This is a genomic window from Dactylosporangium salmoneum (assembly GCF_039532525.1).
GTDB classification, from domain to species: Bacteria; Actinomycetota; Actinomycetes; order Mycobacteriales; family Micromonosporaceae; genus Dactylosporangium; species Dactylosporangium salmoneum.
In genome coordinates, this window is sequence record NZ_BAAARV010000071.1 from 31,252 (window position 1) to 54,892 (window position 23,641).

Here is a 23,641-nt window from a genome sequence, read left to right on the forward strand (position 1 = left end):
ATCAGCCGAGCTGCGCCAGCAGCGCCGCGGGGGCGGCCTGCACCTCGGCGGCGGCCGGCTTGGTGATCGTGACCGGCTTGCCGAAGTCGCTGAAGGTCGACTTCGCCGTCGTGGCCGGAATCTGGCCGGCGGCCGGCATCATGATCGTTAAGGAGGTGACGTAGCCGTCGGCGTTCGTCGTCGCCTCGAACGGCACCGACTTCGCCGCGTCGCCCATCTGCTGGACCAGGGCGGCGCCGGACTCCGGAACCTTGCGCTTGGTCATGTCGAGCGTGCCCTTGTACGCGCCCGTCCCGGTCCGCTCGGCCGTGACGATCGCCTCGGAGAACCCCTTGACGCTGGCCGGGTCGTCGGGGTCGCCGAGGCCCAGCTTGGCCAGCGACGTCTTCGACCCGTCGAAGTACATCCACTTCTTCGGGTCCACGCCCGGCAGCGGCACGCTCATCTTCATGTACACGTCGGTCCCCAGGACGATGAGCTGGGCGTTGATCGTCTGCCCCGGCGCGGTGACGACCATCGTGCCGCTGGTGGCCTTCGTGGCGGGGTCGCTGGAGCCCGTCAGCTTGGTGCTGGCCACGGCGCCCGACTCGGTCGACGTCGAGTAGGCCATGGAGACGCCGTTGAGCTTGTTGAACGCGTTGATGAGCTCGGTGCGCGGATCGGCCTGCGGCGACGCGGCCGCGCTGGTCGCCGCGGCGCTGCCCGCCGGCGCGGCGTCCCCGGCGGTGCTCTTGTCACCACAGGCCGCGGTGACGGACAGGGCGCCGGACAGTACCAAGGTGAGCAGCAGGCCTCTGCTGGATCGCATGCGATTCCTCCCGTTGGGCGGCTCCGTGCCGCCGCCCGGAAGAGTAGCGACGCCGGGCAACCTGCCGGGCCGGTGCGCGTGTCTTGCGGGTATGGGGAGCGACGTCGAGGGGTTCCGGGCCTACGTGAGCGCCCGGCTGCCCGCCCTGCGCCGGGTCGCGTACCTGCTCAGCGGCGACTGGCACCGCGCCGACGACCTGCTCTCGGCGGCGCTCGTGCGGGTGCTGCAGCACTGGGCCAGGGTGTCGGCGGCGCAGGACGTGGACGCCTACGTGCGCCGGGTGCTGGTGCGCACGATGCTCAATGAGCGCCGCCGGCCCTGGCGTCGGGAGCACGCCATGGATTCGGTACCGCACGTGCCCGATCCGGCGGCCGATCCGGACCGGGTCGCGCAGCGCCTGGCGCTGGAGGGACTGCTGCGTGAGCTGCCCCCGCGCCGGCGGGCGGTGCTGGTGCTGCGCTACTGCTGCGACCTGTCCGTGGAGGAGACCGCGCTGGCGCTGGGCTGCAGCACCGGCACGGTGAAGAGCCAGGCCGCGCGCGGGCTGGCCACGCTGCGCGAGCGGCTGTCCGACGGCGAGGCGACCGAGGAGGAACTGTGGACCCGCTGACCGAGCACCTGCGCACCCTCGACCCGCCGGCGCCCCCGTCGGCCGTCGACCTGGACGCCGTCGTCGCCCGCGGGCTGCGCCGCCGGGCACTGACCCGCTACGGCGGGGTCGCGGCCGCGGGCCTGGCCGCCGTCCTGGCCGGGACGACCGTCGCCGCGCTGCCCAGCCGGACCGCCGACCAGCCGCGGCGGGTGTGCGCGCTCCCGGCCGAGCCGACCTCGTCGCTGGAGCCCCCGGTTCCGGCCACTCCGGCCGCCGGCAGCGAGTCGGCCGCCCTGGCCGCGGCCCTGCGCCCGCTGCTGGAGGCCGCGTTCCCGCGGACGCTGGTGGTCCAAACCGGCACGTGCGACGAGGACTGGACGTTCGACGCGCCGGCCGCCGGCGGGTACGCGGCCAACCTCGACCTGTACGACGCCGAGGGCATGCGCTGGCTGTCCGTGCGGATCCTGCGCGCCGACCTGGTCTCCGAGGCGGCCTGCACGGGGATGTGCACCCGCACCGTCGAGCCGGACGGCACCGTGGTCCGGCAGGTGAGCACCGCCTACGACGAGCCGGGCGCGGTGACGCTCGGCGTGTGGGCGCGGCACCCCGACGACCGGCTCGTCGTGGTCGAGGTGAGCAACTTCCGGATGTCGCAGGCGACGGGCGTGCTGCGCTACACCGTGACCCGCCCCGGCAACGGCATCACCCTCGCCGCGCTGCGCCCGCTGGCGCTGTCCCTGTGACACACCGGCCGACCGGGTCCTCGTTTGCGCGGCGGCGGCGCGGGTAGCCGTCGGCCGTGATCGGCGAGCGGATGCCGCGCCGCGAGGATGCGCGGCTGCTGCGCGGGGCCGGCCGGTACGTCGCCGACATCCGCGTCGACGGGTGCCTCGACGCCGCCTTCGTGTGCGGCGCCGTCGCCCACGGCGAACTGCGCGGCGTCGACCTGGAGCGCGCCCGCGCCGTGCCGGGGGTGGTGGCCGCCTGGTCGCACGCCGACCTGCCGGACCTGCCCCCGACGCCGCCGATGCTGGATGCCGACTCGGCCCGGGAACGGCCGTGGCCGCCGCTGGCCAGCGGCCGGGTCCGCTACGCCGGGGAGCCGGTCGCCGTCGTCATCGGCACCGACCGGTACGTCGCCGAGGACGGCCGGGACGCCGCGGTCGTGCGCGTCGACGCGCTGCCGGCCGTGCTCGACCCGGCCGAGGCGGCCGGCGGCGCGGTGCGGCTGTTCCCCGGCCTGGGCAACGTGGCCGAGGAGCGGGAGTTCGGGGCGCCGATCGAGCAGGACGTGTGGCGCGGCGCCGCGGTCGTGGTCGAGGCGCGCTACCGCCAGCAGCGCCTCGCCCACACCTCGATCGAGCCCCGGGCGATCATCGTGCGGCCCGAGGCGGGCGGCGGCCTCACCGTGTGGGCGTCGCACCAGGCGCCGCACCGACTGCGCCGCGACCTCGCCGACGCGTTCGGGCTCCGGCCGGAGCGGGTGCGGGTGATCGTGCCGGACGTGGGCGGCGCGTTCGGCGGCAAGAGCGAGACGTGGCCGGAGTACCTCGTCGTGGCCGCCGCCGCCCGCCGGCTGGGCCGGCCCGTGCGCTGGCTGCAGGACCGGGCGGAGGCGCTGACCGGGCCGCCGCACGGCCGCGACCAGGACCAGCGGGTGCGGATGGCCGCCGGCGCCGACGGGCGGATCGTGGCCTACGAGCTGCACATCGACGCAGGCGTGGGCGCCTACCCGCACACCGGGGCGTTCGTGCCGACGGCGACGGCCATGATGGCCGGCGGCGCCTACGCCATCGCGCGCGTGCACGTGCGGACCCGCGCGGTCGTCACCAACACGGCGCCCACCGCCCCCTACCGCGGCGCCGGCCGGCCCGAGGCGGCCGCGGCGATCGAGCGCACGGTGGACCTGCTGGCCCGGCGGCTGGGCCTGGACCCGGCCGAGGTGCGCCGGCGCAACTTCATCGCGCCGCAGGACTTCCCGTACCGGACGCCGACCGGGTTCACCTACGACAGCGGCGACTACGCCGCCGCGCTCGACCGGGCGCTGCGCGAGCTGGACTACGGGCACTGGCGCGGCGAGCAGGCCCGGCGCCGGGCCGCCGGGCGGGCCCCGATCGGCATCGGCCTGTGCACGTACGTGGAGCGCGCCGGGATGGGGGAGGAGTTCGGCGCCGTGGAGGCCTGCCCGGACGGCACGTTCGTCGCGCTGTCCGGCTGCTGCAGCACGGGCCAGGGGCACGAGACGGCCTTCCCGCAGGTCGTCGCGGCCGTGCTGGGCGTCGGCGCCGAGCGGGTCCGGCTGGTCGAGGGGGACACCGCCGTGGTACCCCGGGGCATCGGCTCCTTCGCCAGCCGGTCGATGCAGATCGGCGGCGCCGCGCTGCACCGCGCCGCCGGCAAGCTCGTGGAGGAGGCCCGGCGGCGGGCCGCGGAGGCGCTGGGCGTGCCGGTCGCCGAGGTCGAGTACCGCGCCGGCACCCTCACCGCGGGCGGGCGCACCACCACGCCGGCCGAGCTGGCCGCGGCCGCCCCGCTGCGCGCCGACGACACGTTCGCCCCGCCCGAGGCCTTCCCCTTCGGCGCCTGCGCCGCCGTCGTCGAGGTCGACCCCGACCTGGGCGGCGTCGAGGTGCTGCGGCTCGTCGCGGTGGACGACTACGGTGTCGTGGTGAACCCGCTCATCGTCGACGGGCAGGCGTACGGCTCGGCCGTGCAGGGCCTCGGGCAGGCGCTGTACGAGGGCGTGCGGCACGCCGCCGACGGCCGGCCGGAGACCACCGGCCTCCTGGACTACCTGCTGCCGACGTGCTCCGAGGTGCCCCCGCTGCGCCTCGCCGAGACCTGCACGCCGAACCCGAACACCCCGCTCGGTGCCAAAGGCGCGGGCGAGGCCGGCTGCATCGGGGTGCCGCCGGCGATCGTCAACGCCGTCGCCGACGCGCTCGACCGGGCCGACCCGGCCGCGCTGCAGATGCCGCTGACGCCGTACACCTGCTGGAGCGCCGCCCGGTGAAGCCCGCCCCGTTCGAGTACGTCGCCGCGCACAGCACCGGGGACGTCGTGGCCGCCCTCGCCGCCGGGGACACGCGCGTGCTGGCCGGCGGGCAGAGCCTCGTGCTGGAGATGAACTACCGCACCGCCCGGCCCGCCCGTCTCGTGGACATCAACCGCGTGCCCGGCTTCGACCGCCTCGACCTGGACCGGCTCGACGGCGCCGACGGCGCGCTCGTCGCCGGCCCGCTCGTGCGCCACCGGGCCTTCGAGGCCGGCGCCGCGCCGGGGGCGCTCGGCGAGCTGCTGCGCCGGGTCGCCCGGCACATCGCCCACCCGCCGATCCGCGCCCGCGGCACGCTGCTGGGCAGCCTCGCCTACGCCCATCCGGCGGCCGAGTGGCCGGCGGTCGCCGTCGCGCTCGACGCGCGGCTGGAGCTGCTGGCCGCCGGCGGGTCCCGCACCGTCGCCGCCGCCGAGTTCTTCACCGGCCCGTTCGCCACGCTGCGGCGCCCCGACGAGCTGCTGCACGCCGCCCGGCTTCCCCTGCTGCCGGCCGGCACGCGGGTGGGCTTCGCCGAGCAGCGCCGCACCCGGGCCAGCTTCGCGCAGCTCGCCGCGCTGGCCGCGGTGACGGTGGCCGGCGGCCGGGTCGTCGCGGCCCGCATCGGCCTGGTCAACGCGGCCCGCCGGCCGATCCGGGCCCGCGCGGCCGAGCTCGCGCTGCAGGACGGGCCGCTGGACGACGCCGCGATCGCGCGGGCCGCGGCGGCCGGCGCGGACCTGGACGCCGAGCCGCACCCGCAGCCCTACGCCGACGCCGGCTACCAGCGCCACGCGGTGGCCGTGCTGCTGCGCCGCGCCCTGGCCGAGGCCCGAGACGGAGGATGAGCCGTGCGCACCACGATGACCGTCAACGGGCGGCCGTACGAGCTGGACGTGCCACCCCGGCGCACCCTCGCCGACGCGCTGCGTGAGGACTGCGGCCTCACCGGCACCCACCTAGGCTGCGAGCACGGGGTCTGCGGCGCGTGCACGGTGCTGGTGGACGGCGAGGCGATGCGCTCCTGCCTGATGTTCGCCGTGCAGTGCGACGGCGCCCGGGTGCGCACCGTCGAGGGCCTGGCCGACGGCGGCGAGCACCCGCTGCAGGCCGCCTTCACGGCCGAGCACGCGCTGCAGTGCGGCTTCTGCACGCCCGGGTTCCTGATGCTCGCCGCGGGCGCCATCGAGGCGGACCCGGGCGTCGTGGACGATCCGGAGCGGCTGCGGGAGCTGCTGACGTCCAACCTGTGCCGCTGCACCGGCTACGAGGCCATCCGGCGGGCCGTGCGCGCCGCCGCGGGCCGCCAGGGCTGACCGTCTGCCAGCTGTCGGCCCGGTGGCCGGCGGCGCCGCGCTGCCGCGCCCGCCGCCGGTTACCGGGAGACCGACTGGGTAGCAGGACGGCGAACCCGGCCCATGGCGCCCTGAGGAGGCTGCGGTGCACGACGACTCGCTGGACGCGCCGCAGGTGCTGCGGGAGTACGCGTTCCTGGGCGACGGCCGCCGCGGCGCGCTGATCGGGCCCCGGGGCGACGTCTCCTGGCTGTGCGCGCCGAACTGGGAGTCCGGTGCGGTCTTCGCCGGCCTCCTCGGCGGCCGCGGCCAGTACGCGGTGACCCCGATCGACGTGCGGTACGTGTGGGGCGGCTGCTACGACCCCGGCTCGCTGGTCTGGACCAGCCGCTGGGTCACCACGGGCGGCATCGTGCACTCCCGCGAGGCGCTGGCGCTGCCGTCCGACCCGCACCGGGTGACGATGCTGCGCCGGGTGCAGGCCGTCGACGGGTCCGCCCGCGTCGGCGTGCTCCTGGACGCGCGGGCCGAGTTCGGCCGCTTCCCGCTCGGCGACCTCGCCCGGGACGAGCACGGCTGGACCGGCCGGACCGGATCGCTGCACGTGCGCTGGACCGGCGGGGCCGACGCCCGGCCGGACGGGGAGGGCCGGCTGCGGATGGTGCTGGACCTCCCCGAGGGCGCGCACCACGATCTGGTGCTCGAGCTGTCCGACCGGCCCTTCGACGCCCCGGCGCCCGAAGCGCAGCGGGCCTGGGAGGCGACCGAGGGGGCTTGGCGGTCGGCCGTTCCCGAGGTCGACGGCACGCTCGCCGACCGCGACGCGCGGCACGCCTGTGCGGTGCTGCACGGCCTGTCCACGCCCGAGGGCGGCACGGTCGCCGCCGCGACCACGTCGCTGCCGGAGCGGGCGGAGGCCGGTCGCAACTACGACTACCGCTACGCGTGGGTCCGTGACCAGAGCTTCGCCGGCCTCGCCGCGGCCGCCGCCGGCGCCGATGGGCTGCTCGACCGGGCGGTGCGGTTCGTGTCGCAGCGGCTGCTCGCCGACGGGCCGGGCCTCGCGCCGGCCTACCTGGCAGGTTCGGGCGCGCGGGTGCCCGACGAGCAGGAGCTCGGCTTCCTGCCCGGCTACCCCGGCGCGCCCGTGCGGACCGGCAACTGGGTGAACAAGCAGTTCCAGCTCGACGCGTTCGGCGAGTCGATCCTGCTGCTCGCCGCGGCCGCGCGCGCCGGGCGCCTCGACGACGACGGCCGGCGGGCGCTCGGCGTCGCCGTCGACGTGGTCGAGCGGCGCTGGAACGAGCCGGACGCCGGTATGTGGGAGCTGAATCCCCGGGCCTGGACGCACTCCCGCCTGACCTGTGTCGCCGGGCTGCGGCAGGCGGCCGAGGCCGCGCCGGGCGTCGCCGCAGGCCGGCTCGACGACCTGGCCGAACGGATCCTGAACCACACGGCGGCCACCAGCCTGCATCCCGACGGGCGGTGGCAGCGCTCGCCCAAGGACCCGCTGGTGGACGCGGCGTTGCTGTTCCCCGGCATCCGCGGGGCGCTGCCGCCGCAGGACCCGCGCACGATCCAGACGATGGCGGCCGTCCGGCGGGACCTCGCCGAGGACGGCTACGTGTACCGGTTCCACACCGGCGGGCAACCGCTCGGCACGGCGGAGGGCGCGTTCCTGCTGTGCGGGTTCGGCATGGCCCTCGCCGAGCACCGGGTCGGGAACACGGTGGCGGCGGCGCGGTGGTTCGAGCGCAACCGGGCCGCGTGCGGGCCACCGGGCCTGTTCGCCGAGGAGTACGACGTCCGCCAGCGCCAGCTGCGCGGCAACCTTCCCCAGGCATTCGTCCACGCGCTGCTGCTCGAGTCGGCGGTGGCGCTGGGCCGGCCGACGAGCTGAGCCAAGGAGGTACGGCAGTGGCCGCCGTTGAGCTTTCCGCACCCGTACGCCATCCCGCGGGCGCCGTCGACGTCGCGGCGCTGCAGCACGCCCTCGAACAGCGCGTCGACGGCGAGGTGCGCTTCGACGCGGGGTCCCGGTCGGCGTACTCGACCGACGCCTCGAACTTCCGCCAGGTGCCGATCGGCGTCGTCGTGCCGCGCACCGTCGAGGCCGCGGCCGAGACGGTCGCCGTGTGCCGCGAGTTCGGCGCGCCGGTGCTGTCACGCGGCGGCGGCACCAGCCTGGCGGGGGAGTGCACCAACGTCGCCGTGGTGATCGACTGGTCCAAGTACTGCACCCGGCTGCTGTCCGTCGACGCCGAGCGGCGCACCTGCGTCGTCGAGCCGGGCATCGTGCTGGACCGCCTCAACGCCCTGCTCGAAGGCTACGGGCTCGAGTACGGCCCAGAGCCGGCCACCCACAACCACTGCACGCTCGGCGGCATGATCGGCAACAACTCGTGCGGCGCCACCGCGCAGCGCACGGGCAAGGTCGTCGACAACATCGAACGGCTGGAGGTGCTGCTCTACGACGGCACCCGCATGTGGGTGGGCGAGACCAGCGACGAGGACTACGAGCGCATCGTCGCCGCGGGTGGCCGGCCCGCGGAGATCTACGAGCAGCTGCGCCGGCTGCGCGACGCCAACCTCGAGCAGCTGCGCACCCGCTACCCGGACATCCCGCGGCGGGTCGCCGGCTACAACCTCGACTCGCTGCTGCCGGAGCAGCGCTTCCACCTGGCCAAGACCCTGGTCGGGTCGGAGAGCACGCTCGTCACCGTGCTGCGGGCCGAGCTGCGGCTGGTGCCCCGGGTGCCGGCGTACAGCCTGGTCGTGCTCGGCTTCGCCGACATCGCCGCGGCCGCCGACGCCGTGGCGGACGTGCTGCCCCACGACCCGATCGCGCTGGAGGGCATCGATCACCTCCTGATCGAGTTCCAGCAGCGCAAGCACCTCAATCCGCAGGCCCTGCGGCTGTTCCCCGAGGGCACCGGGTTCCTGCTCGTGCAGTTCGGCGGGGCCGACCGCCGTGAGGCCCGCCGGCGCGCCGAGCGCATGGTCCGGGCGATCGGCCGCGACCCCGACGGCGACGACGTCGTGCTCTTCGACGACCCGGAGTACGAGCGACAGGTGTGGCTGGCGCGGGAGGGGGCGCTCGGGGCGACCGCGCGGGTCCCCGGCCTGCCGGACACCTGGCCCGGCTGGGAGGACTCCGCGGTGGCGCCCGACCGGCTCGGCGACTACCTGCGGGACCTGCGCCGGCTGTACGACGCGTTCGGCTACTCCACCGCCAGCCTGTACGGGCACTTCGGGCAGGGCTGCGTGCACTCCCGCATCCCGTTCGACCTGGTCAGCGCGGACGGGATCGCGGCGTACCGGGCGTTCCTGGAGCGGGCCGCGGACCTCGTCGTCAGCTACGGCGGGTCCTTCTCCGGCGAGCACGGCGACGGCCAGCAGCGCGCCGAGCTGCTGCCCAAGATGTTCGGCCCGGACCTCGTCCGCGCGTTCGAGCAGTGCAAGGCGATCTTCGACCCGGACAACCGCATGAACCCGGGCAAGGTCGTCATGCCCGGCCGGCTCGACGAGGACCTGCGGCTGGGCACCAGCTTCCGCCATCCCGCGCCGAAGACGCACTTCGCCTACCCGGACGACGAGGGCAGCTTCAGCCGGGCGGTCATGCGCTGCGTCGGCGTCGGCACGTGCCGGCGCGAGGAGGGCGGGGTCATGTGCCCGTCGTACATGGTCACCCGGGAGGAGGAGCACTCCACCCGCGGCCGCGCCCGGCTGCTGTTCGAGATGCTCGACGGCACGGCCCGCGGCGGCGCGATCGGCGACGGCTGGCGCTCCGACGCGGTGCGCGACGCCCTCGACCTGTGCCTGGCCTGCAAGGGCTGCAAGACCGACTGCCCGGTCAACGTCGACATGGCCACCTACAAGGCCGAGTTCCTCGCCCACCACTTCACCGGCCGGCTCCGGCCGCGCGCGCACTACTCGATGGGCTGGCTGCCGCTGTGGGCGGCGCTTGCCGCCCGGGCCCCGAGCGTCGTCAACGCGCTGGCCCACGCCGGCCCGATCGGCACGCTGGCCAAGCGGGCCGCCGGGGTCGACGTGCGCCGAGAGCTCCCGCTCTTCGCCGGTCGCACGTTCCAGCGCTGGTTGCGTCGCCGTCGCCCGGCGGGCACCGCCACGCGCGGCGACGTCGTGCTGTGGCCGGACACGTTCACCAACCACTTCGACCCGGCGATCGGCCGGGCCGCCGTCGAGGTGCTCGAGGACGCCGGCTGGCGGGTGCTGGTGCCGCCCCAGGCCGTGTGCTGCGGCCTGACGTGGATCTCGACCGGTCAGCTCGACACGGCCAAGCGCGCGCTGGAGCGGACCGTCGCCGTGCTGCGGCCGTACCTGCGCGCCGGCACCCCGATCGTCGGGCTTGAACCGAGCTGCACCGCCGTGCTGCGCAGCGACGCGCACGAGCTGTTCCCGCACGACGAGGACTTCGAGCGGCTGCGGCGGCAGACCTTCACCCTGGCCGAGCTGCTGCACGAGCACAGCCCGGGCTGGCGGCCGCCGCAGGTGCACCGCAAGGCGCTCATCCAGACCCACTGCCACCAGCACGCCGTGCTCGGCTTCGACGCCGACGAGGCCCTGCTGCACCGGGCGGGCGTCGAGGCGGTCGTGCTGGACTCCGGCTGCTGCGGCCTGGCCGGCAACTTCGGGTTCGAGGAGGGCGGCGGCCACTACGAGGTCTCCGAGGCGTGCGCCGAACGGGTGCTGCTGCCGGCCGTGCGCGACGCCGGCCCGGACGACGTGGTGCTGGCCGACGGATTCAGCTGCCGCACGCAGATCGACCAGAACGCGGTCGGCGGCCGCCGCGGCATGCACCTGGCCGAGCTGCTGCGCGCCGCCCTGCGCGGCGACGACGGGAGCTCGAACCCGGAGCGGTCCTGGGCGCCCCGGCCGGCCCCACCCCGGGCGGGGGTGACCGCGGCGGCGGTGGCCGGCGTGGCCGCGCTCGCCGCGGCGGCCGTCGTGGTGGCCCGCCGCCGACGGTGGTGAGCGACCCGTTCCGGCGGTGCCGGGCCGGGCGCATCGACCAACTTCCGTAAAGATTGTTGACAGTAACGATATCGACTCATAGCTTTAGGCGACGTGCCGACCGACCGCCTGCCGGCCCCGCTGGAGGCATGATGAGCATTCGGGCGTACGCGCGCGCCACCTCCTGCGCCGCGGGCGGCACGCTCGAGTTCGCGGTGTCCGAGCCCGGCCACGTGGTGGTCGCCGACGCCGTTTCCTGCGAAGTCGTACTGCGAACCGCCGTCGAAGCTCCACAATGGACCCTCGACGTCCCGCCGGACTGGCCCAGCTCCCTCTACCGCGCGACGTTCGCCCGCCCGGGTGAACAGCCGCGCATCGACGCCGCCGGCGAGGACGAGGTGTGGTTCGCCGTGCGCGCCGCCGACCCCGGCGCGGCGTCGCCGATCCTGGTGTCGGTCCCGTTCGCCACCTGGCAGGCGTACAACCGCGCCGGCGAGCCGGGGGAGGGGCTCTACTACGCCGAGCAGCCCCTGCGCGCCACCCGCGTCACCTTCGACCGCCCGGGCGGCGGCCCCCCGCCGGAGCGCTGGGAGGAGCCGCTGCTGCGCTGGCTGCCCGGCGCCGGCCACCCCGCCGAGTACTGCTCCAACCTCGACCTGCACGGCGGCGACGAGCTGCTGTCCCGCTACCGCCTGCTCGTCGTCTGCGCCCACGACGAGTACTGGACGTGGGAGATGCGCGACGCCGTCGAGTCCTTCGCCCGCCGCGGCGGCAACGTGGCGGTCTTCGGCGCCAACACCGCCTGGTGGCAGATGCGCCTCGAGGACGGCGGCCGCACGATGGTCTGCCACCGCGACGCCGCCACCGACCCGATGGCCGCCGTCGACCCGGGCCGGGTCACCGTCGAGTGGTCCAGCGCCCCGGTGCACCGCCCGGAGAACGCGATGACCGGCGTGAGCTTCCGCCGCGGCGCGGGCGCCTGGGGCGACGGCATGGCGGTCATGGGCCGCGAGGCCTACACCGCCCGCTTCGCCGACCACTGGGTCTTCGAGGGCACCGGCCTCGCCGACGGCGACAAGTTCGGCCAGGGCACGCTGGGCTACGAGACCGACGCCGCCGAGGTGTCCGAGGTCGACGGCGTGCCCCGGGCCACCGGCCGCGACGGCACCCCGCCGTCGTTCGTGGTGCTCGCCACCGCGGACCTGCGCCACTGGCGCCGCTACGGCCAGGGCGGCGCCGCCACCATGGGCGTGTTCGGGCTCGGCGCCGGCACGGTGTTCACCGCGGCCACCGTCAACTGGGGCAAGGGCCTCGACGACCCGGTGGTCGACCGGATCACCCGCAACGTGCTGGACCGACTCACCGCGTCCCCGCCGGCCTGGGACGTCATCGGCCCCCCGGCCGACCTGACCGCCCTGGCCGCCTGCGACGACCGGCTCTTCGCCGTCGCCGCCGACGGGGCCCTGCTGACCCGCGAGGCGTGCGCGCAGAACCTGCCGTGGCGCAGCATCGGCCGCGCCGACGGCGTCCTGGCCCTCGCCGCACCGCGCGAGGCCGCCGGGCGGATGTGGCTGGGCCTGTGGGCCGTCACGGAGCAGGGGCGCCTGCTGTACCGCGACCCCACCCCGGACCGCGTGGACTGGACCGACGTGGCGGCCGTCCCGCCGGGCACCCGCGCCATGGCGCTGTGCGACGCCGGCCTCTTCGCGGCCACCATCGGCGGCGAGCTGCTGCACCTGCCCGCCCTGGACCTGCCGTCCGACCCCGCCGAACCGGCACCGTGGCGCGCGATCGGCGACTCGGGCGGCGCGGTGGCGCTGACCGCTCTCAGCGGCCGCCTCTACGCCATGGCCGCCGGCGACCGCCTGCTGGCCCGCCCGCCGTCGACCGACCCGGCGACCCCGTGGACGCCCGCCGGATCCGCGCCGGGCGCCGGCACCCTCGCCGGCTACGCCGGTCGGCTGATCGCGGCCGGCCCGGAGACCCCGCTGCGCTGGCGATCGGCCCGGCCGGCCGGTGGGCGCTCAGTCGTGGGCGATGTGGGCGAGCTGGCGCCAGAGCAGCACGACGAAGACCGCTGAGCCGGCGAAGGCGAACCAGAAGGGCGCGGTGACGCCGATCCGGGTCGCCAGGACGCCGCCGAGCAGCGATCCGACGACCAGGCCGCCGAAGACGCTGATGGTGTTGACGCTGCCGACCCGGCCCTGCAGGTGCTCCGGGACCGCCCGCTGGCGCACGGTGATCGAGGTGGTGCCCCAGATGAACGCGTGGGCGCCGAAGACGAACAGGATGGCCGCGGCGACCCGGGGCGACGTCGTCACCGCGAACGCCAGGTGGGTCAGCGTCTCGATGATCAGGCCGGCCCGCATGATGTTGCCCAGGCTGACCAGGCGCGTGAGCCGGCCGTAGAGCCCGGTGCCCACCAGGCCGCCGACGGCGCCGAGCGTGGTGAGCAGCCCGAAGCCGACGGCGCCGAGGCCGAGCCGCTGCTGCGCGTACAGCACCAGGACCGACCAGGCGGCCCCGAACGTGACGTTGAAGACGAGGATGGTCAGTGACAGGGTCCGCACGGCGGCGTGCCGCCAGGTCCACCGCACCGCCTCGGCCACCGCCCGCCACACCCCGGCGGGGGCCTCGGCCGGGCCGCCGGCGGGCGGCGGCAGGGCCGTGCGCGCCACCAGCAGCACCCCGGCGGTGACGAGCAGGCACTCGGCGGCGAACGGCCAGGTCCGCCCGGCCGCGAACAGCAGCGCGCCGAGCGGGGGGCCGGCGAGCTGGTTGAGCGTGATGTAGCCGGCCTGGAGCCGGGCGTTGGCCACCACGAGGTCGTCGCGGTGCACCAGCATCGGCGCCAGTGTCTGGCCGGCGTTGTCGGCGAACACCTCGCCCGTCGTCAGCAGCCCCAGCGCCACGAGCGCGACCGCCACCGACAGCCGGTCGGCAAGCATCAGCGCGACCAGCCCGCCGAGCACCACGCCGCGCAGCCCGTCGGCGACCATGACGATCCTGCGCCGGTCGAGGCGGTCGGACAGCACCCCGGCGTACAACCCGAACACCAGCGGCGGCGCCCAGCGCAGCAGCGCGGCGAGCGACACCAGGAACGCGTTGCCGGTCAGGGAGGCCACGAGCAGCGGCCCGGCCGCCAGCGCGATCCCGTCGCCGAGGTTGCTCGTCCAGGACGAGGCCAGCAGCCACCGGTACGCCGAACCGAGCCGCGCCGGGACGGCCGCCTCAACCAACCTGCCCATGACCAAAGCACCCTAGGGCGACCTCGCTCCGGGCGCGAGCGACTTCACGGGCGGCTGAAGAGGCAGCCCCCAGAAACTCCTGACCCCCTGGTCAAGGTCGGATCTTTGTCGTCAGGCCGCGAAGCCGCAGATCTTCCACTCCCGGCTCTCCTTGACGAGGGTCAGGTTGAGCGTGCGGTTCGAGGTGCGGCTGTTGCTGTCCTTGATGGTGAACTGGGTGTAGACCGTCGCGGTGTTGCCGTTGACGGACTCGCCGGTCACGTGCCATTCCAGGACCCGGTTGCCGTCGTTGCCGTCGGAGGAGTCCTTGCTGTTGGCCAGCTCCTTCTCGAGCTTCGTGGCCTCGTCCTTGCAGAGGTACTTCTCCAGGCCGTGCGGGTCCGGGTGGTCCTTGGTGGCCTCCTCGAGGTAGGCCTGCACGACCTCGCTCGGGGTGTGCACGAAGACCCGCTGGTAGGTGAAGTAGGCGCCGACGATGACCAGCACGAGGGCCAGGAACGAGCCGAGGCCGAGCAGGGCCCACTTGCCGCCCTTCTGGGTGCTGCCGCCGGTGGGCGGGACATAGCCGGGCGGCCCGTAGGGCTGCGCCGGGTACGGCTGGCCGGACACCGGCTGCGCGTACGGCTGGCCCGACACCGGCGGTCCGTAGGAGGGCACCCCGGAGACGGGCGGCTGCTCGTACGGCTGCTGGTAGGGCTGCTCGTACGGCTGCGGCTGGTACGGCTGGCCGCCGTACGGCTGCTGGTAGGGCTGCTGCGGGTCTGGCTGTCCCCCGGGGTACGTCACGGCGACATCGTATACATGGGGCTCACTGCTGCGATCCACCCGTCAGGCGCACCGCGAGTGCCGGTCGGCTCGACCTACGGTGGTCGGGTGGACGAGGTGACCATCGGCAGAGGGGCCCTTGCGGGGCGCGGCGTCTATGCGGCGCGGGACTTCGCGGCGGGGGAGGTGGTCGTCGCCTACCGGCTGCGCCCGCTCGACGAGGACGAATATCGCGCGCTGCCACCCGGCGAGGACCTTTTCGTGCACAGCTACGGCGGCCGGCGCTATCTCTACCCGCCCCCGGCCCGCTTCGTGAACCACGCCGACGACCCGTCCTGCTACCAGGACTTCGAGCGCGGCTGCGACGTCGCCCGGCGCCCGATCGCCAAGGGTGAGCCGGTCACCATCGACGCCGCCGAGGAGACCGCCCACGAGCTGGGCACGTTCCTCGACGCGTTGCGTGCCGGCCCGGCCCGGGACCTGCCCCGGCTCGTCGCCGCCGGCGCGACCCTGTGGCGGCGCGGCGCGGCGGCACGGGGCCGCGACGCGGTCGTCACTGGCCTGACGGACGAGGAGCGCGCCGCGCTGACCGACGCCGAGTGGCTGGTCGGCACCGGCCGCTGGGAGGCGCTGTGCTCGGCCCGGGCCGGCACCGCGCACCTCTCGCTGCTGCTCAAGGTCATCGCCGGCAACTGGCAGCTGGTGTACCTGCACGTCGGTTAGTGAAGCGTGTAAGTCGACGTTCGTGGGCCGCAGCGTCAACTTCGGCCTCAACGGCAACTCCGTGGCCGGCACCAACGGCGTCCCGGCCGCCTTCACGCTCAACGGCGCCGCCTGCACCCAGGGCTGAGCCCACGGTGGGGCTCCCGGCGCGAGCCGCGGAGCCCCACGCGGCTACCGGACCCCCACCGCGACCTCCTTGGTCTCCAGCGGCACCAGCGGGCCCGGGACCAGGCCCAGCTGGACGCCCGGCCGGGGCGAGGCCGCGCTCAGCAACCAGTCGGCCGCCGTGCCCAACCGGTTGGCCGGCAGGGCGCTGAGGTGGTAGCCGCAGGTGACCGCCTTGGCGAGCAGGCCGCGCATCGGCACGCGCACCGGGTTGGCCACGGCGTCGCGGCCGCCCAGGTCGACCACGAAGCCGAGATCGCGGTGCCGGTAGCGGCGGCGGGTGCCGATCCCGTACGAGGCCGCGATGTTGTGGGCGACGAGCCGTCCCTGGCGCACCGCGTGCTGGGCCGTCATCGGCGTGTCGGCCCCCTGGTGGTACAGGTCGGGCACGGCCGCGCCGTCGCCGCAGGCGTAGACATCCGGGTGGCCCGGGACGCTCAGGTGCGTGTCCACCTCGACCCGGCCGTTGCGGGTGGGCAGGCCGGCCCCCTCCACCAGCGGATCCGGGCGCACGCCGACGCACCACACCAACGTGCGGGAGGGCACGAACCGGCCGTCGGTCAGCCGTACGCCGTCGGCGGTCGCCTCGCGGATGGACGTACCGAGGCCGATGGTGATGTCGCGGGAGCGAAGGACCTTCGCGGCGCCCTCCGCCATGCGCGGGTGCATCCCCGGCAGGACCTGGTCCGCGGTGTCCAGCAGCAACCAGCGGGGCGGCGTGTCCCGCAGGCGCGGATGGCGGGCGGCCACGGCGGCGGTGAGCAGCTGCCCCTGCGCGGTCACCTCCGTGCCGGTGTAGCCGGCCCCGACGACGACGAACGTCATCCGGGCCGCGCGCTCCGCCGGGTCGTCGGCCGCGTCGGCCAGCTCGATCTGGCTGATGAGGTGGTCGTGGAGGTACAGCGCCTCCGCGATCCCGCGGAAGCCGTGCGCGTGGTCGGCGATGCCCGGGATCGGCAGCAGCTTGGTGACGCTCCCCGCGGCGAGCACCAGGCGGTCGAACCCGAGGGTCCCTCGCTCACCCTCGGGGCCGGTGTACATCACGGCCTTCGCCGCCAGGTCCAGCCCGTCGACCTCGCCCAGCACGACTCGCGCGCCGGGCAGGGTGTCCTGCAGCGGCACGCACGCGTGCCACGGGTTCAGCGTGCCGCCGGCCACCTCGGGCAGCAGCGGCAGGTACAGGAAGTAGTCCGTGGGGTTGACCAGCACGACCTCGGCCGCCCCGCGGGAGCGGCGCAGCAGCTGACGGGCGGTCTGGTAGCCGGCGAACCCGGCCCCGGCGATGACGATACGCGGCTTGGCCATGCGCTGCGCCTACCCGCGCCCGCGGCGTTGCAACGGGGACGCCTCGATCGAGGCCGGCGCTTCCCGCCGCCGGTGCGTTCAAACGCCGCCGGCGGACTGAACGGCCACCGGGTGGGTATGGCGGGACGAGGTACACACGCGAAGGAGAAGGCCATGCCACGACAGTCGTGGAGCAACAAGCGGGAACGGCAGTACGAGCACGTCAAGGACAGCGAGCGGGAGCGCGGCCGCGCGCCGGGCCGGGCCGAGGAGATCGCCGCCCGCACCGTCAATAAGCAGCGCGCCGAGTCGGGGGAGGCCCGCGGCGGTTCCCGCGGCTCGTCGTCGGGCAGCCGTTCGTCGTCCGGCCGTTCGACGTCCGCCCGTGCCAAGCAGCAGCAGGCCGATCGTTCCAAGGAGCAGCTGTACGCCGAGGCCAAGCGCCGCAACCTCAAGGGCCGCTCGAAGATGACGAAGGCCGAGCTGGAGCGGGCGCTGCACTGAGCGCCGGGAACGCCACGCGCGGGAGCGGGTCGGCGGCCCGCGAACCCGGCGCGCGCGGATGACCATGTGCACCTCCTTGGGGGTTGGCGGGCCCTCAAGGTAGGGAGCAAGGCATCGGGACGTCGATGAGTTTCGAAGTACCGTCGACTGCTTTCACGGTGTTGTCATGACCCGCGCTGCTCGGGCAGCTGGTTGAGCCACAGCGCCAGGGCCCGGGTGACCTCCTGGTCGTAGGAGGTGCGGGCCCGGTGCGCCGGCTGGGTGTCCTCGGCCGCGGCCAGCCGGCGCATCCGCTGCCGGGTCGCGGCGAGGCCGGCGGCGAGGAAGCCCTCGAACGCGGCCGCGTCGGCCGCCTCGACGGCGAGCAGGCCGCGCACGTACACGTCCTCGATGTCGGTGTCCGGGCCGACCGCGCACAGCCACTCGGCCTGGCGGCCGCGCCCGGCCGCGGTGAGCCAGCAGCCGAGCCGGTTGCCGCTGCCCAGCCGGGCGGTCGCCGGCACCTCGATGCGCAGCAGCCGGGCCCGCTCCAGCCGGTTCACGCTGATCATGACCCGGCTCAGATCCACCCGGCGGGCCTCGCCGAAGATGTCGCTGTGGCGCTGCCACAGCTCGAAGGCGCTGCTCGGGCCGTCGGCCAGCAGCACCAGGACGACGTCGTCCAGCACCACCGCCATCCGGCCCTCCACACCTTCTACAGCCGTGTGGAAGTTAGCAGAGGCGGCCGTCAATCGCGCTCGGGATGCTCCCGCAGCAGCTCGCGCACCAGCCGCTCGTCCTGCTCGGTGAGGCTGCCCACGAAGCGGCGCAGCACCGAGGCCCGGTCGGCCTGCGCGGCGAGCAGGCGGCTGATCCGGTCGGCGACCAGGCCGGCGGGGTCGCTCAGCGCCCCGTAGCGAAACGCCCGCCCGTCCCGCTCGCGCCGCACCGCGCCGCGCTCGTGCAGCCGGGTCAGCGTGGTCACCACGGCGCTGTACGACAGGCGGCCCTGCGGATCCAGCCGGTCCCGCACCTCGCCGGGGGTCAGCGGTCCGGCGGCCGCCCCGAGTATGGTCAGGACCTCGGCCTCGAGCTGGCCGGGCCGCCGCCGTGGCCGGCCGGTCCCGTCGTCGCCGGTGGCGGGTGCAGGGCTCACCGCCAGACTGTACCGATCGCGCCCGCCCGGGAGGTGGTGAGCCGTGTTCGACCACTTCGTCTGCTCTGTCCTCGTCGTCCCGCCGCTGCTCGTCGTCGCGGTGCGGCTGCTGGCCGACCGGCTCGCGCCGTCCGTCGCCGCCCGGGCCGTGGCCTGGTCCGCCCTCGTCGCCGCGGCCGCCAGCACGGCCAACCTGGCGCTGTTCACCGCGAAGGCGGCCGCCCAGGTGCCGGCGGCCGGGCGGGCGTTCGGGTGGTCCAGCGCCGTGGTGGCGCGCGACACCGCGGCCGAGCCGTGGGTGCCCTGGCTCAGCGCGGCGCTGCTGGCCGCCGTGGTGGGCTCCGTGGCGTACCGCTGGCAGGTCCAGCGCCGGGTCCTGGCGCTGCTGCCCCTTGCCGGGGCCGAGCCGCTGGTCGTGGTGGCGGACCCGGCGCCCGGCGCGTTCGCGGTGCCGGGACGGCCCGGGCACGTCGTCGTCACCGAGGGCATGCGGGACCTGCTCACCGCACCGCAGTTCGAGGCGCTGCTGGCCCACGAGCGGGCCCACCTGGCCGAGGGCCACCACCGGCTGGTGCGCGTCGCCGAGCTGGCCGTGGCCGCGCACCCCGCCCTGTGGTGGGCCGGGCGGCACCTCGGCTACCTCGTCGAGCGGGCCGCCGACGAGCGGGCCGCGGTGGCGCTGGGGTCCCGCCGTACCGTCGCCCATGCCATCGGCACGGCCGCCCTCGCCGCCGTCGCCGCCCCGCACCGGGCCGCGCTGCCGGCCGCGGCCCCCGGCGGCGTGGTGCCGCGCCGGATGAGCCGCCTGCTCGAGCCCCTGCCGGCCGCCGTCCCGCCGATCCTGGCCGTGGTGCCCGTGGGGCTGGCGTTGTGCTCCGTCGTCTGGACCGGCGAGGGCCTGCTCGACCTGGCGGAGCTGCTGCGCGCCGCGCGCTGAGTCGTTTGCCCGGGTCGGCGGTGGGTAGGCGAATCGGGTGACCGTGGACCTGGGCGTCAGCCTGTCGACCCGGCGGGACGAAAGCCTGCTGGAGCTGACCGGGACGCTCGACTACGCGTCCGCGCCATATCTGCGCCAGGTCATCTTCGAACGCTTCGACGCTGGGACGCGCGACATCGCGGTCGAGGTGTCCGACCTGCGGCTGATCGACGCCTCCGCGATCAAGGTGATGCTGTACCTGCACCACCGCGCCGCCCAGTTGGACGCCACGATCCACCTCGCCGGGACCCGCGGCACGGTGCTGAGCGCCGTCGAGGTCGCCGGGGTGGCCAAGGAGCTGGGCGCCTACGACGAGCTGGACTGGCCGCCGTCCGAGCGCCAGCGCCGGCCGGTCGACCTCGACGGGCTGCACCTCGGGCACGGCCACTGGCCCCCGGAGGCGACCGAGCAGCTGGCCCGGCTGCACCGCCTGGCCCCCGGCGACCCGGGGCGGTCCCGGATCCGCGAGTCGGTGATCGAGGCCTGCCTGCCGACCGCCGAGCAGCTGGCCCGCCGCTACGGCGGGGCCGGCGAGCCGCTCGCCGACCTCACCCAGGTGGCCGCGCTCGGGCTGATCAAGGCCGTCGACGGCTTCGACCCCGACCGCGGCATCGAGTTCGGCGCCTACGCCACCCCGACCATCGCCGGGGAGATCAAGCGGCACTTCCGCGACCGCACCTGGGGCGTGCGGCTGCCCCGGCGCCTGCAGGAGCTGCGGCTGCGGGTCAACCAGGCCCGCGACGACCTCACCCAGCGGCTCGGCCGCTCGCCGACCGTCACCGACCTCGCCGAGCACCTCGACGCCCCCGAGGAGGAGGTCATCGAGGTGCTGGGGGCCGGCCACGCGTACCGCCCGGTGTCCCTGGACACCCCGACGCGCACCGCCGACGACTCGACCACGATCGCCGACACCATCGGCGGCGAGCCGGCCGACTTCGGCATGGTGGAGTTCCGCGAGGCGCTGCGGGTGCTGGTCGAGCGCCTGCCCGAGCGCGAGCAGCGCATCCTGGCCCTGCGCTTCTACGGCAACCTGACCCAGACCGAGATCGCCGAGCGGGTCGGCATGTCGCAGATGCACGTGTCCCGCCTGCTGACCCACGCCCTGCAGTTCCTGCGCCGCCGCCTCAGCGAGTGAGCACCGCCGGCGCCAGGTCGACGGTCTCCCCGCGCCCCACCGGCCGCACCGCCCCGGCCAGCTCGCTCGCGCCCGCCAGCTGCAGGAAGTTCGACAGCGGATCGTGGAACACCGGATAGTCGTCGTAGTGGATCGGCACGATCCGCCGCGGCCGGACCAGCCGGGCGAGCGCCATCCCCTCCGGCGCGTCCATGGTGACCAGCATCCCCAGCAGCCGCGTGCCGCCCAGGTGCAGCAGCATGGCGTCGACGTCGCCGAAGCGGTGCGGGATCTCCCGCAGCGCCCGGCGCTGGAAGCGGGTGTCGCCGCTGATGTACAGCCGCAGCCGCGCCCCGCCGTCGCGCTCCCACTCCAGGATGCTCCCCATGGTGGCAGGCAGGGCCCGGTACACCCCCGCGGGGCCGTGGCGGGCCGGCACCGCGGTGATGCGCAGCGACTCGCCGGGCCGGCGCAGCACGACATCCTCCCAGTCGCGCAGGCCCATGGCGGCGCCGAACCTCCACCTCGTGAGCTGGCGGGCGGCCGGGCGGGTGGTGAGCACCGGCACGTCCCGCGGCAGCCGCCGCCTCGCGATCCGGTCGAAGTGGTCGCCGTGCAGGTGCGACAGCACGATGCCGTCGAGGCTCGGCAGGTCGCCCGGGCCGAGCGCGGGCTCGGTGCGCCGCCTGCTCGACAGGCCGTACCCGAGGTAGGCCCGCTGCCCGCGGTGCAGGAAGTTCGGGTCGGTCAGCATGGTGAACCCGCCGAGGCGCAGCAGCACGGTGGCGGTGCCGATGAAGGTCGCCGAGGTGTCCATGCGGGCCCGCTACCCGCGCCGGCGGCCCCGACACAATCCTTCGGGTTTCCCGCGAGCCTTGTGGCAGCAGGAGCCACGCGGGTTACTTCGTAGGTAAACTACGTAATAGAGTCTACGTAGTTTTCCGAAGGAGGTGGTGGGCGTGGACGGGACGCCGGGCGCGGCCGCCGCCGCTCAGGACCTGGTCGCGCTGTTCCGCGGGCTCAAGGCGCGGATGCGGCAGCTGCCCTCCAGCGGGCTGACGCCCTCGCAGTCGGCGGTTCTGCTGCGCCTCTACGACGACGGCGCGTCCTCGACCACCGTGCTGGCGCTGGCCGAGGGGGTGCGGTCGCAGTCGATGACCGCCACCCTCAACGGGCTCGAGGAGCTCGGGCTCATCGAGCGGGCGGCCGATCCCGAGGACGGGCGGCGGCAGATCATCACGCTGAGCCCGGCCGGGAAGCGGCGCGGCCAGGAGGAGAAGGCCGGGCGCAGCGCGTGGCTGGCCCGGGAGCTCGACCGGCGGTTCACCGCGGAGCAGCTGGCGATCATCAACGAGGCGCTCGGCCTGCTGGGCGCGCTGACGCAGTAGGAAAGGTACCGAAACCATGTCCGACAACCGTGCCGTGCTGCTCGTCATGGACTACCAGAACGGCATCATCGAGCGGTCCGGCGGCGAGGCCCTGATCGGCGGCGGGCTCGCCGCGGTCGCGGCCGCCCGCAAGGCCGGCGTCCCGGTGATGTTCGTCCGGGTCGCGTTCCGGGCCGGGTACCCGGAGGCCGCCGGGTCCAACCAGACGTTCGGGCGCGTCGTGCAGTTCGGCGACGCGATGACCCAGGACCACCCGGCCACCCAGCTGCACCCCGCGCTGGAGGCCCGGCCCGACGAGCCGGTGATCCTCAAGCGCCGGGTGAGCGCCTTCAGCGGCAGCGACCTCGACGTGCTGCTGCGCGGCGCCGGGGCCGGCACGCTGGTGCTGGCCGGCATCTCCACCAGCGGCGTCGTGCTCTCCACGCTGCGCCAGGCGGCCGACCTCGACTACCGGCTCGTCGTGCTCGCCGACGCCTGCATCGATCCGGACCCGGAGGTGCACCGGGTGCTCACCGAGAAGGTGTTCCCGCGGCAGGCGCAGGTGACGACGGTCGAGGAGTGGGCCGCCACGCTGTAGGCGGCGTGTCGCGCCCCGGCCCATGGGTATCCCGGCGACATGGCGGAATTGGGGTGGCTGGGGGTCGTCCGGCACGGCCAGAGCACCGGCAACGTCCGGGCCGAGGAGGCCGAGCTGGCCCGGACCGAGGTGATCGACATCGCGGAGCGCGACGCCGACGTCCCGCTGACCGACCTCGGGCAGGACCAGGCGCGGGCGGTGGGGAAGTGGCTCGCGGGGCTGTCGGAGGCGCAGCGGCCCGAGGCGGTGGTGGTGTCGCCGTACCTGCGGGCGCGCCAGACCGCCGAGCTCGCGCTCGACGGGCTGGGCGTGCCGGTCCGCGTCGACGAGCGGCTGCGCGACCGGGAGCTCGGCGCGCTCGACCGGCTCACCCGGGCCGGCGTCGAGGCCCGGCTGCCCGGCGAGGCCCACCAGCGGCGGCGCCTCGGCAAGCTGTACTACCGGCCGCCGGGCGGGGAGTCGTGGGCCGACGTGCTGCTGCGGCTGCGCAGCCTGCGGCGGGACCTGCGCGAGGACCATCCGGGCGGGCGGGTCCTGCTCGTGGCGCACGACGCGCTGGCGCTGCTGCTGCGGTACCTCGTGGAAGGCCTCGGCGAGGAGGAGCTGCTCCGCCTGGCCCGCACCACCGCGATGGCCAACGGCTCGATCAGCAGCTGGCGCCTCGAGGGCGGGGTCCTGCGCCCCGAGCGGTTCAACTTCGTCGAGCACCTGCACGCGGCGGGGACCGTCTCGACCAGCCAGGAGGACGTCCGTGCCGAGGCCGGCTGAACCGCGCACCATCACGCCGGCGCTGCTGCGCGACTGGCCGCTGCCCGCCGCGCCCGGCGGTGACAAGCACGGGCGGGGGACCGTGCTGTTCGACGGGGTCGCCTACACGATCGGCACCATCTGAAACCGCGCCGGCCACCTGGCGCGCGAGCTGTTCGACGGGGTCGCCTACACGATCGGCACCATCTGAAACCGCGCCGGCCACCTGGCGCGCGAGCTGTTCGACGGGGTCGCCTACACGATCGGCACCATCCGCAACCGCGCCGGCTACCCGGCCGCGCGGGCCCACGA

General features: G+C 75.3%; 23 protein-coding genes. 16 read left to right on the forward strand and 7 right to left on the reverse strand.

Annotation, left to right across the window (positions count from 1 at the left end):
• Position 1 precedes the first annotated feature (1 nt).
• Complete coding sequence (locus tag ABD352_RS36570; RefSeq protein WP_344617124.1) at positions 2-808, reverse strand: hypothetical protein; 807 nt, start codon at positions 806-808, stop codon at positions 2-4.
• 91 nt (positions 809-899) lie between these two features.
• On the opposite strand from ABD352_RS36570, the gene ABD352_RS36575 reads away from it, so the two are divergent.
• The 8 genes from ABD352_RS36575 to ABD352_RS36610 all read left to right on the forward strand — a co-directional run bounded on the left by ABD352_RS36575 (position 900) and on the right by ABD352_RS36610 (position 12,784).
• The gene (locus ABD352_RS36575) at positions 900-1,418 is read left to right on the forward strand and encodes a SigE family RNA polymerase sigma factor (protein ID WP_344617125.1); all 519 of its coding nucleotides are present in this window, start codon (positions 900-902) and stop codon (positions 1,416-1,418) included.
• On the forward strand, positions 1,406-2,143 hold the full coding sequence (locus tag ABD352_RS36580) for a hypothetical protein (protein WP_344617126.1): 738 nt from the start codon (positions 1,406-1,408) through the stop codon (positions 2,141-2,143). Before ABD352_RS36575 ends, ABD352_RS36580 begins: the two co-directional genes overlap by 13 nt.
• Before the next feature lie 56 nt (positions 2,144-2,199).
• Positions 2,200-4,413, forward strand: coding sequence for a xanthine dehydrogenase family protein molybdopterin-binding subunit (locus ABD352_RS36585; RefSeq protein ID WP_344617127.1), 2,214 nt, complete (start codon positions 2,200-2,202; stop codon positions 4,411-4,413).
• Positions 4,410-5,282 (forward strand): FAD binding domain-containing protein, encoded by an 873-nt coding sequence (locus ABD352_RS36590; protein ID WP_344617128.1) that lies wholly within the window; start codon positions 4,410-4,412, stop codon positions 5,280-5,282. Before ABD352_RS36585 ends, ABD352_RS36590 begins: the two co-directional genes overlap by 4 nt.
• A gap of 3 nt (positions 5,283-5,285) precedes the next feature.
• Positions 5,286-5,750: a (2Fe-2S)-binding protein gene (locus ABD352_RS36595; protein WP_344617129.1), complete on the forward strand. Its 465-nt coding sequence runs from the start codon at positions 5,286-5,288 to the stop codon at positions 5,748-5,750.
• A 124-nt stretch (positions 5,751-5,874) separates the two neighbouring features.
• Positions 5,875-7,629, forward strand: coding sequence for a glycoside hydrolase family 15 protein (locus ABD352_RS36600; RefSeq protein WP_344617130.1), 1,755 nt, complete (start codon positions 5,875-5,877; stop codon positions 7,627-7,629).
• Between the two features lie 17 nt (positions 7,630-7,646).
• On the forward strand, positions 7,647-10,724 hold the full coding sequence (locus tag ABD352_RS36605) for an FAD-binding and (Fe-S)-binding domain-containing protein (protein WP_344617131.1): 3,078 nt from the start codon (positions 7,647-7,649) through the stop codon (positions 10,722-10,724).
• Positions 10,725-10,855: 131 nt separating this feature from the next.
• Positions 10,856-12,784, forward strand: a complete 1,929-nt coding sequence (locus tag ABD352_RS36610) for a N,N-dimethylformamidase beta subunit family domain-containing protein (RefSeq protein WP_344617132.1) — start codon at positions 10,856-10,858, stop codon at positions 12,782-12,784.
• Here ABD352_RS36610 and ABD352_RS36615 read toward each other — a convergent pair.
• Both ABD352_RS36615 and ABD352_RS36620 read right to left on the reverse strand, forming a co-directional pair.
• Positions 12,728-13,951, reverse strand: a complete 1,224-nt coding sequence (locus ABD352_RS36615; protein ID WP_344617133.1) for an MFS transporter — start codon at positions 13,949-13,951, stop codon at positions 12,728-12,730. The two genes, ABD352_RS36610 and ABD352_RS36615, sit on opposite strands and share 57 nt — an antisense overlap.
• Positions 13,952-14,062: 111 nt before the next feature.
• The gene (locus ABD352_RS36620) at positions 14,063-14,737 is read right to left on the reverse strand and encodes an Rv0361 family membrane protein (RefSeq protein ID WP_344617134.1); all 675 of its coding nucleotides are present in this window, start codon (positions 14,735-14,737) and stop codon (positions 14,063-14,065) included.
• Between the two features lie 87 nt (positions 14,738-14,824).
• Here ABD352_RS36620 and ABD352_RS36625 point away from each other — a divergent pair, with 87 nt between their 5' ends.
• Positions 14,825-15,439: an SET domain-containing protein gene (locus ABD352_RS36625; RefSeq protein WP_344617135.1), complete on the forward strand. Its 615-nt coding sequence runs from the start codon at positions 14,825-14,827 to the stop codon at positions 15,437-15,439.
• 171 nt (positions 15,440-15,610) lie between these two features.
• Here the strand turns inward: ABD352_RS36625 and ABD352_RS36630 are convergent, their stop codons facing one another.
• Positions 15,611-16,909 carry an NAD(P)/FAD-dependent oxidoreductase gene (locus ABD352_RS36630; RefSeq protein WP_344617136.1) on the reverse strand — a complete coding sequence of 433 codons (1,299 nt, stop codon included), beginning with the start codon at positions 16,907-16,909 and terminating at the stop codon, positions 15,611-15,613.
• Positions 16,910-17,062: 153 nt separating this feature from the next.
• Here ABD352_RS36630 and ABD352_RS36635 point away from each other — a divergent pair, with 153 nt between their 5' ends.
• The gene (locus tag ABD352_RS36635) at positions 17,063-17,392 is read left to right on the forward strand and encodes a plasmid stabilization protein (RefSeq protein ID WP_344617137.1); all 330 of its coding nucleotides are present in this window, start codon (positions 17,063-17,065) and stop codon (positions 17,390-17,392) included.
• Between the two features lie 164 nt (positions 17,393-17,556).
• Here the strand turns inward: ABD352_RS36635 and ABD352_RS36640 are convergent, their stop codons facing one another.
• Both ABD352_RS36640 and ABD352_RS36645 read right to left on the reverse strand, forming a co-directional pair.
• Positions 17,557-18,069 (reverse strand): hypothetical protein, encoded by a 513-nt coding sequence (locus tag ABD352_RS36640; protein ID WP_344617138.1) that lies wholly within the window; start codon positions 18,067-18,069, stop codon positions 17,557-17,559.
• Between the two features lie 50 nt (positions 18,070-18,119).
• Entirely contained in the window at positions 18,120-18,527 is a 408-nt protein-coding gene (locus ABD352_RS36645; protein ID WP_344617139.1) for a BlaI/MecI/CopY family transcriptional regulator, read from the reverse strand.
• A gap of 43 nt (positions 18,528-18,570) precedes the next feature.
• Here ABD352_RS36645 and ABD352_RS36650 point away from each other — a divergent pair, with 43 nt between their 5' ends.
• Together ABD352_RS36650 and ABD352_RS36655 are read left to right on the forward strand one after the other, a co-directional pair.
• Entirely contained in the window at positions 18,571-19,464 is an 894-nt protein-coding gene (locus ABD352_RS36650; protein WP_344617140.1) for a M56 family metallopeptidase, read from the forward strand.
• A gap of 37 nt (positions 19,465-19,501) precedes the next feature.
• A complete protein-coding gene (locus ABD352_RS36655; RefSeq protein ID WP_344617141.1) occupies positions 19,502-20,638 on the forward strand; it encodes a SigB/SigF/SigG family RNA polymerase sigma factor in 1,137 nt (378 codons plus the stop codon).
• On the opposite strand, the gene ABD352_RS36660 is transcribed toward ABD352_RS36655, so the two are convergent.
• Complete coding sequence (locus tag ABD352_RS36660; RefSeq protein WP_344617142.1) at positions 20,628-21,434, reverse strand: MBL fold metallo-hydrolase; 807 nt, start codon at positions 21,432-21,434, stop codon at positions 20,628-20,630. The genes ABD352_RS36655 and ABD352_RS36660 overlap by 11 nt on opposite strands.
• 142 nt (positions 21,435-21,576) lie before the next feature.
• Between ABD352_RS36660 and ABD352_RS36665 the strand changes: the two genes are divergently transcribed.
• From ABD352_RS36665 to ABD352_RS36680, 4 genes are read left to right on the forward strand one after another with little or no spacing between them, the layout of a single operon-like run.
• Positions 21,577-22,005 carry a MarR family winged helix-turn-helix transcriptional regulator gene (locus tag ABD352_RS36665; RefSeq protein ID WP_344617143.1) on the forward strand — a complete coding sequence of 143 codons (429 nt, stop codon included), beginning with the start codon at positions 21,577-21,579 and terminating at the stop codon, positions 22,003-22,005.
• A gap of 16 nt (positions 22,006-22,021) precedes the next feature.
• On the forward strand, positions 22,022-22,582 hold the full coding sequence (locus ABD352_RS36670; RefSeq protein WP_344617144.1) for a cysteine hydrolase family protein: 561 nt from the start codon (positions 22,022-22,024) through the stop codon (positions 22,580-22,582).
• Positions 22,583-22,621: 39 nt separating this feature from the next.
• A complete protein-coding gene (locus ABD352_RS36675; protein ID WP_344617145.1) occupies positions 22,622-23,350 on the forward strand; it encodes a histidine phosphatase family protein in 729 nt (242 codons plus the stop codon).
• Positions 23,334-23,474 (forward strand): hypothetical protein, encoded by a 141-nt coding sequence (locus ABD352_RS36680; protein ID WP_344617146.1) that lies wholly within the window; start codon positions 23,334-23,336, stop codon positions 23,472-23,474. Before ABD352_RS36675 ends, ABD352_RS36680 begins: the two co-directional genes overlap by 17 nt.
• Positions 23,475-23,641: the final 167 nt, after the last annotated feature.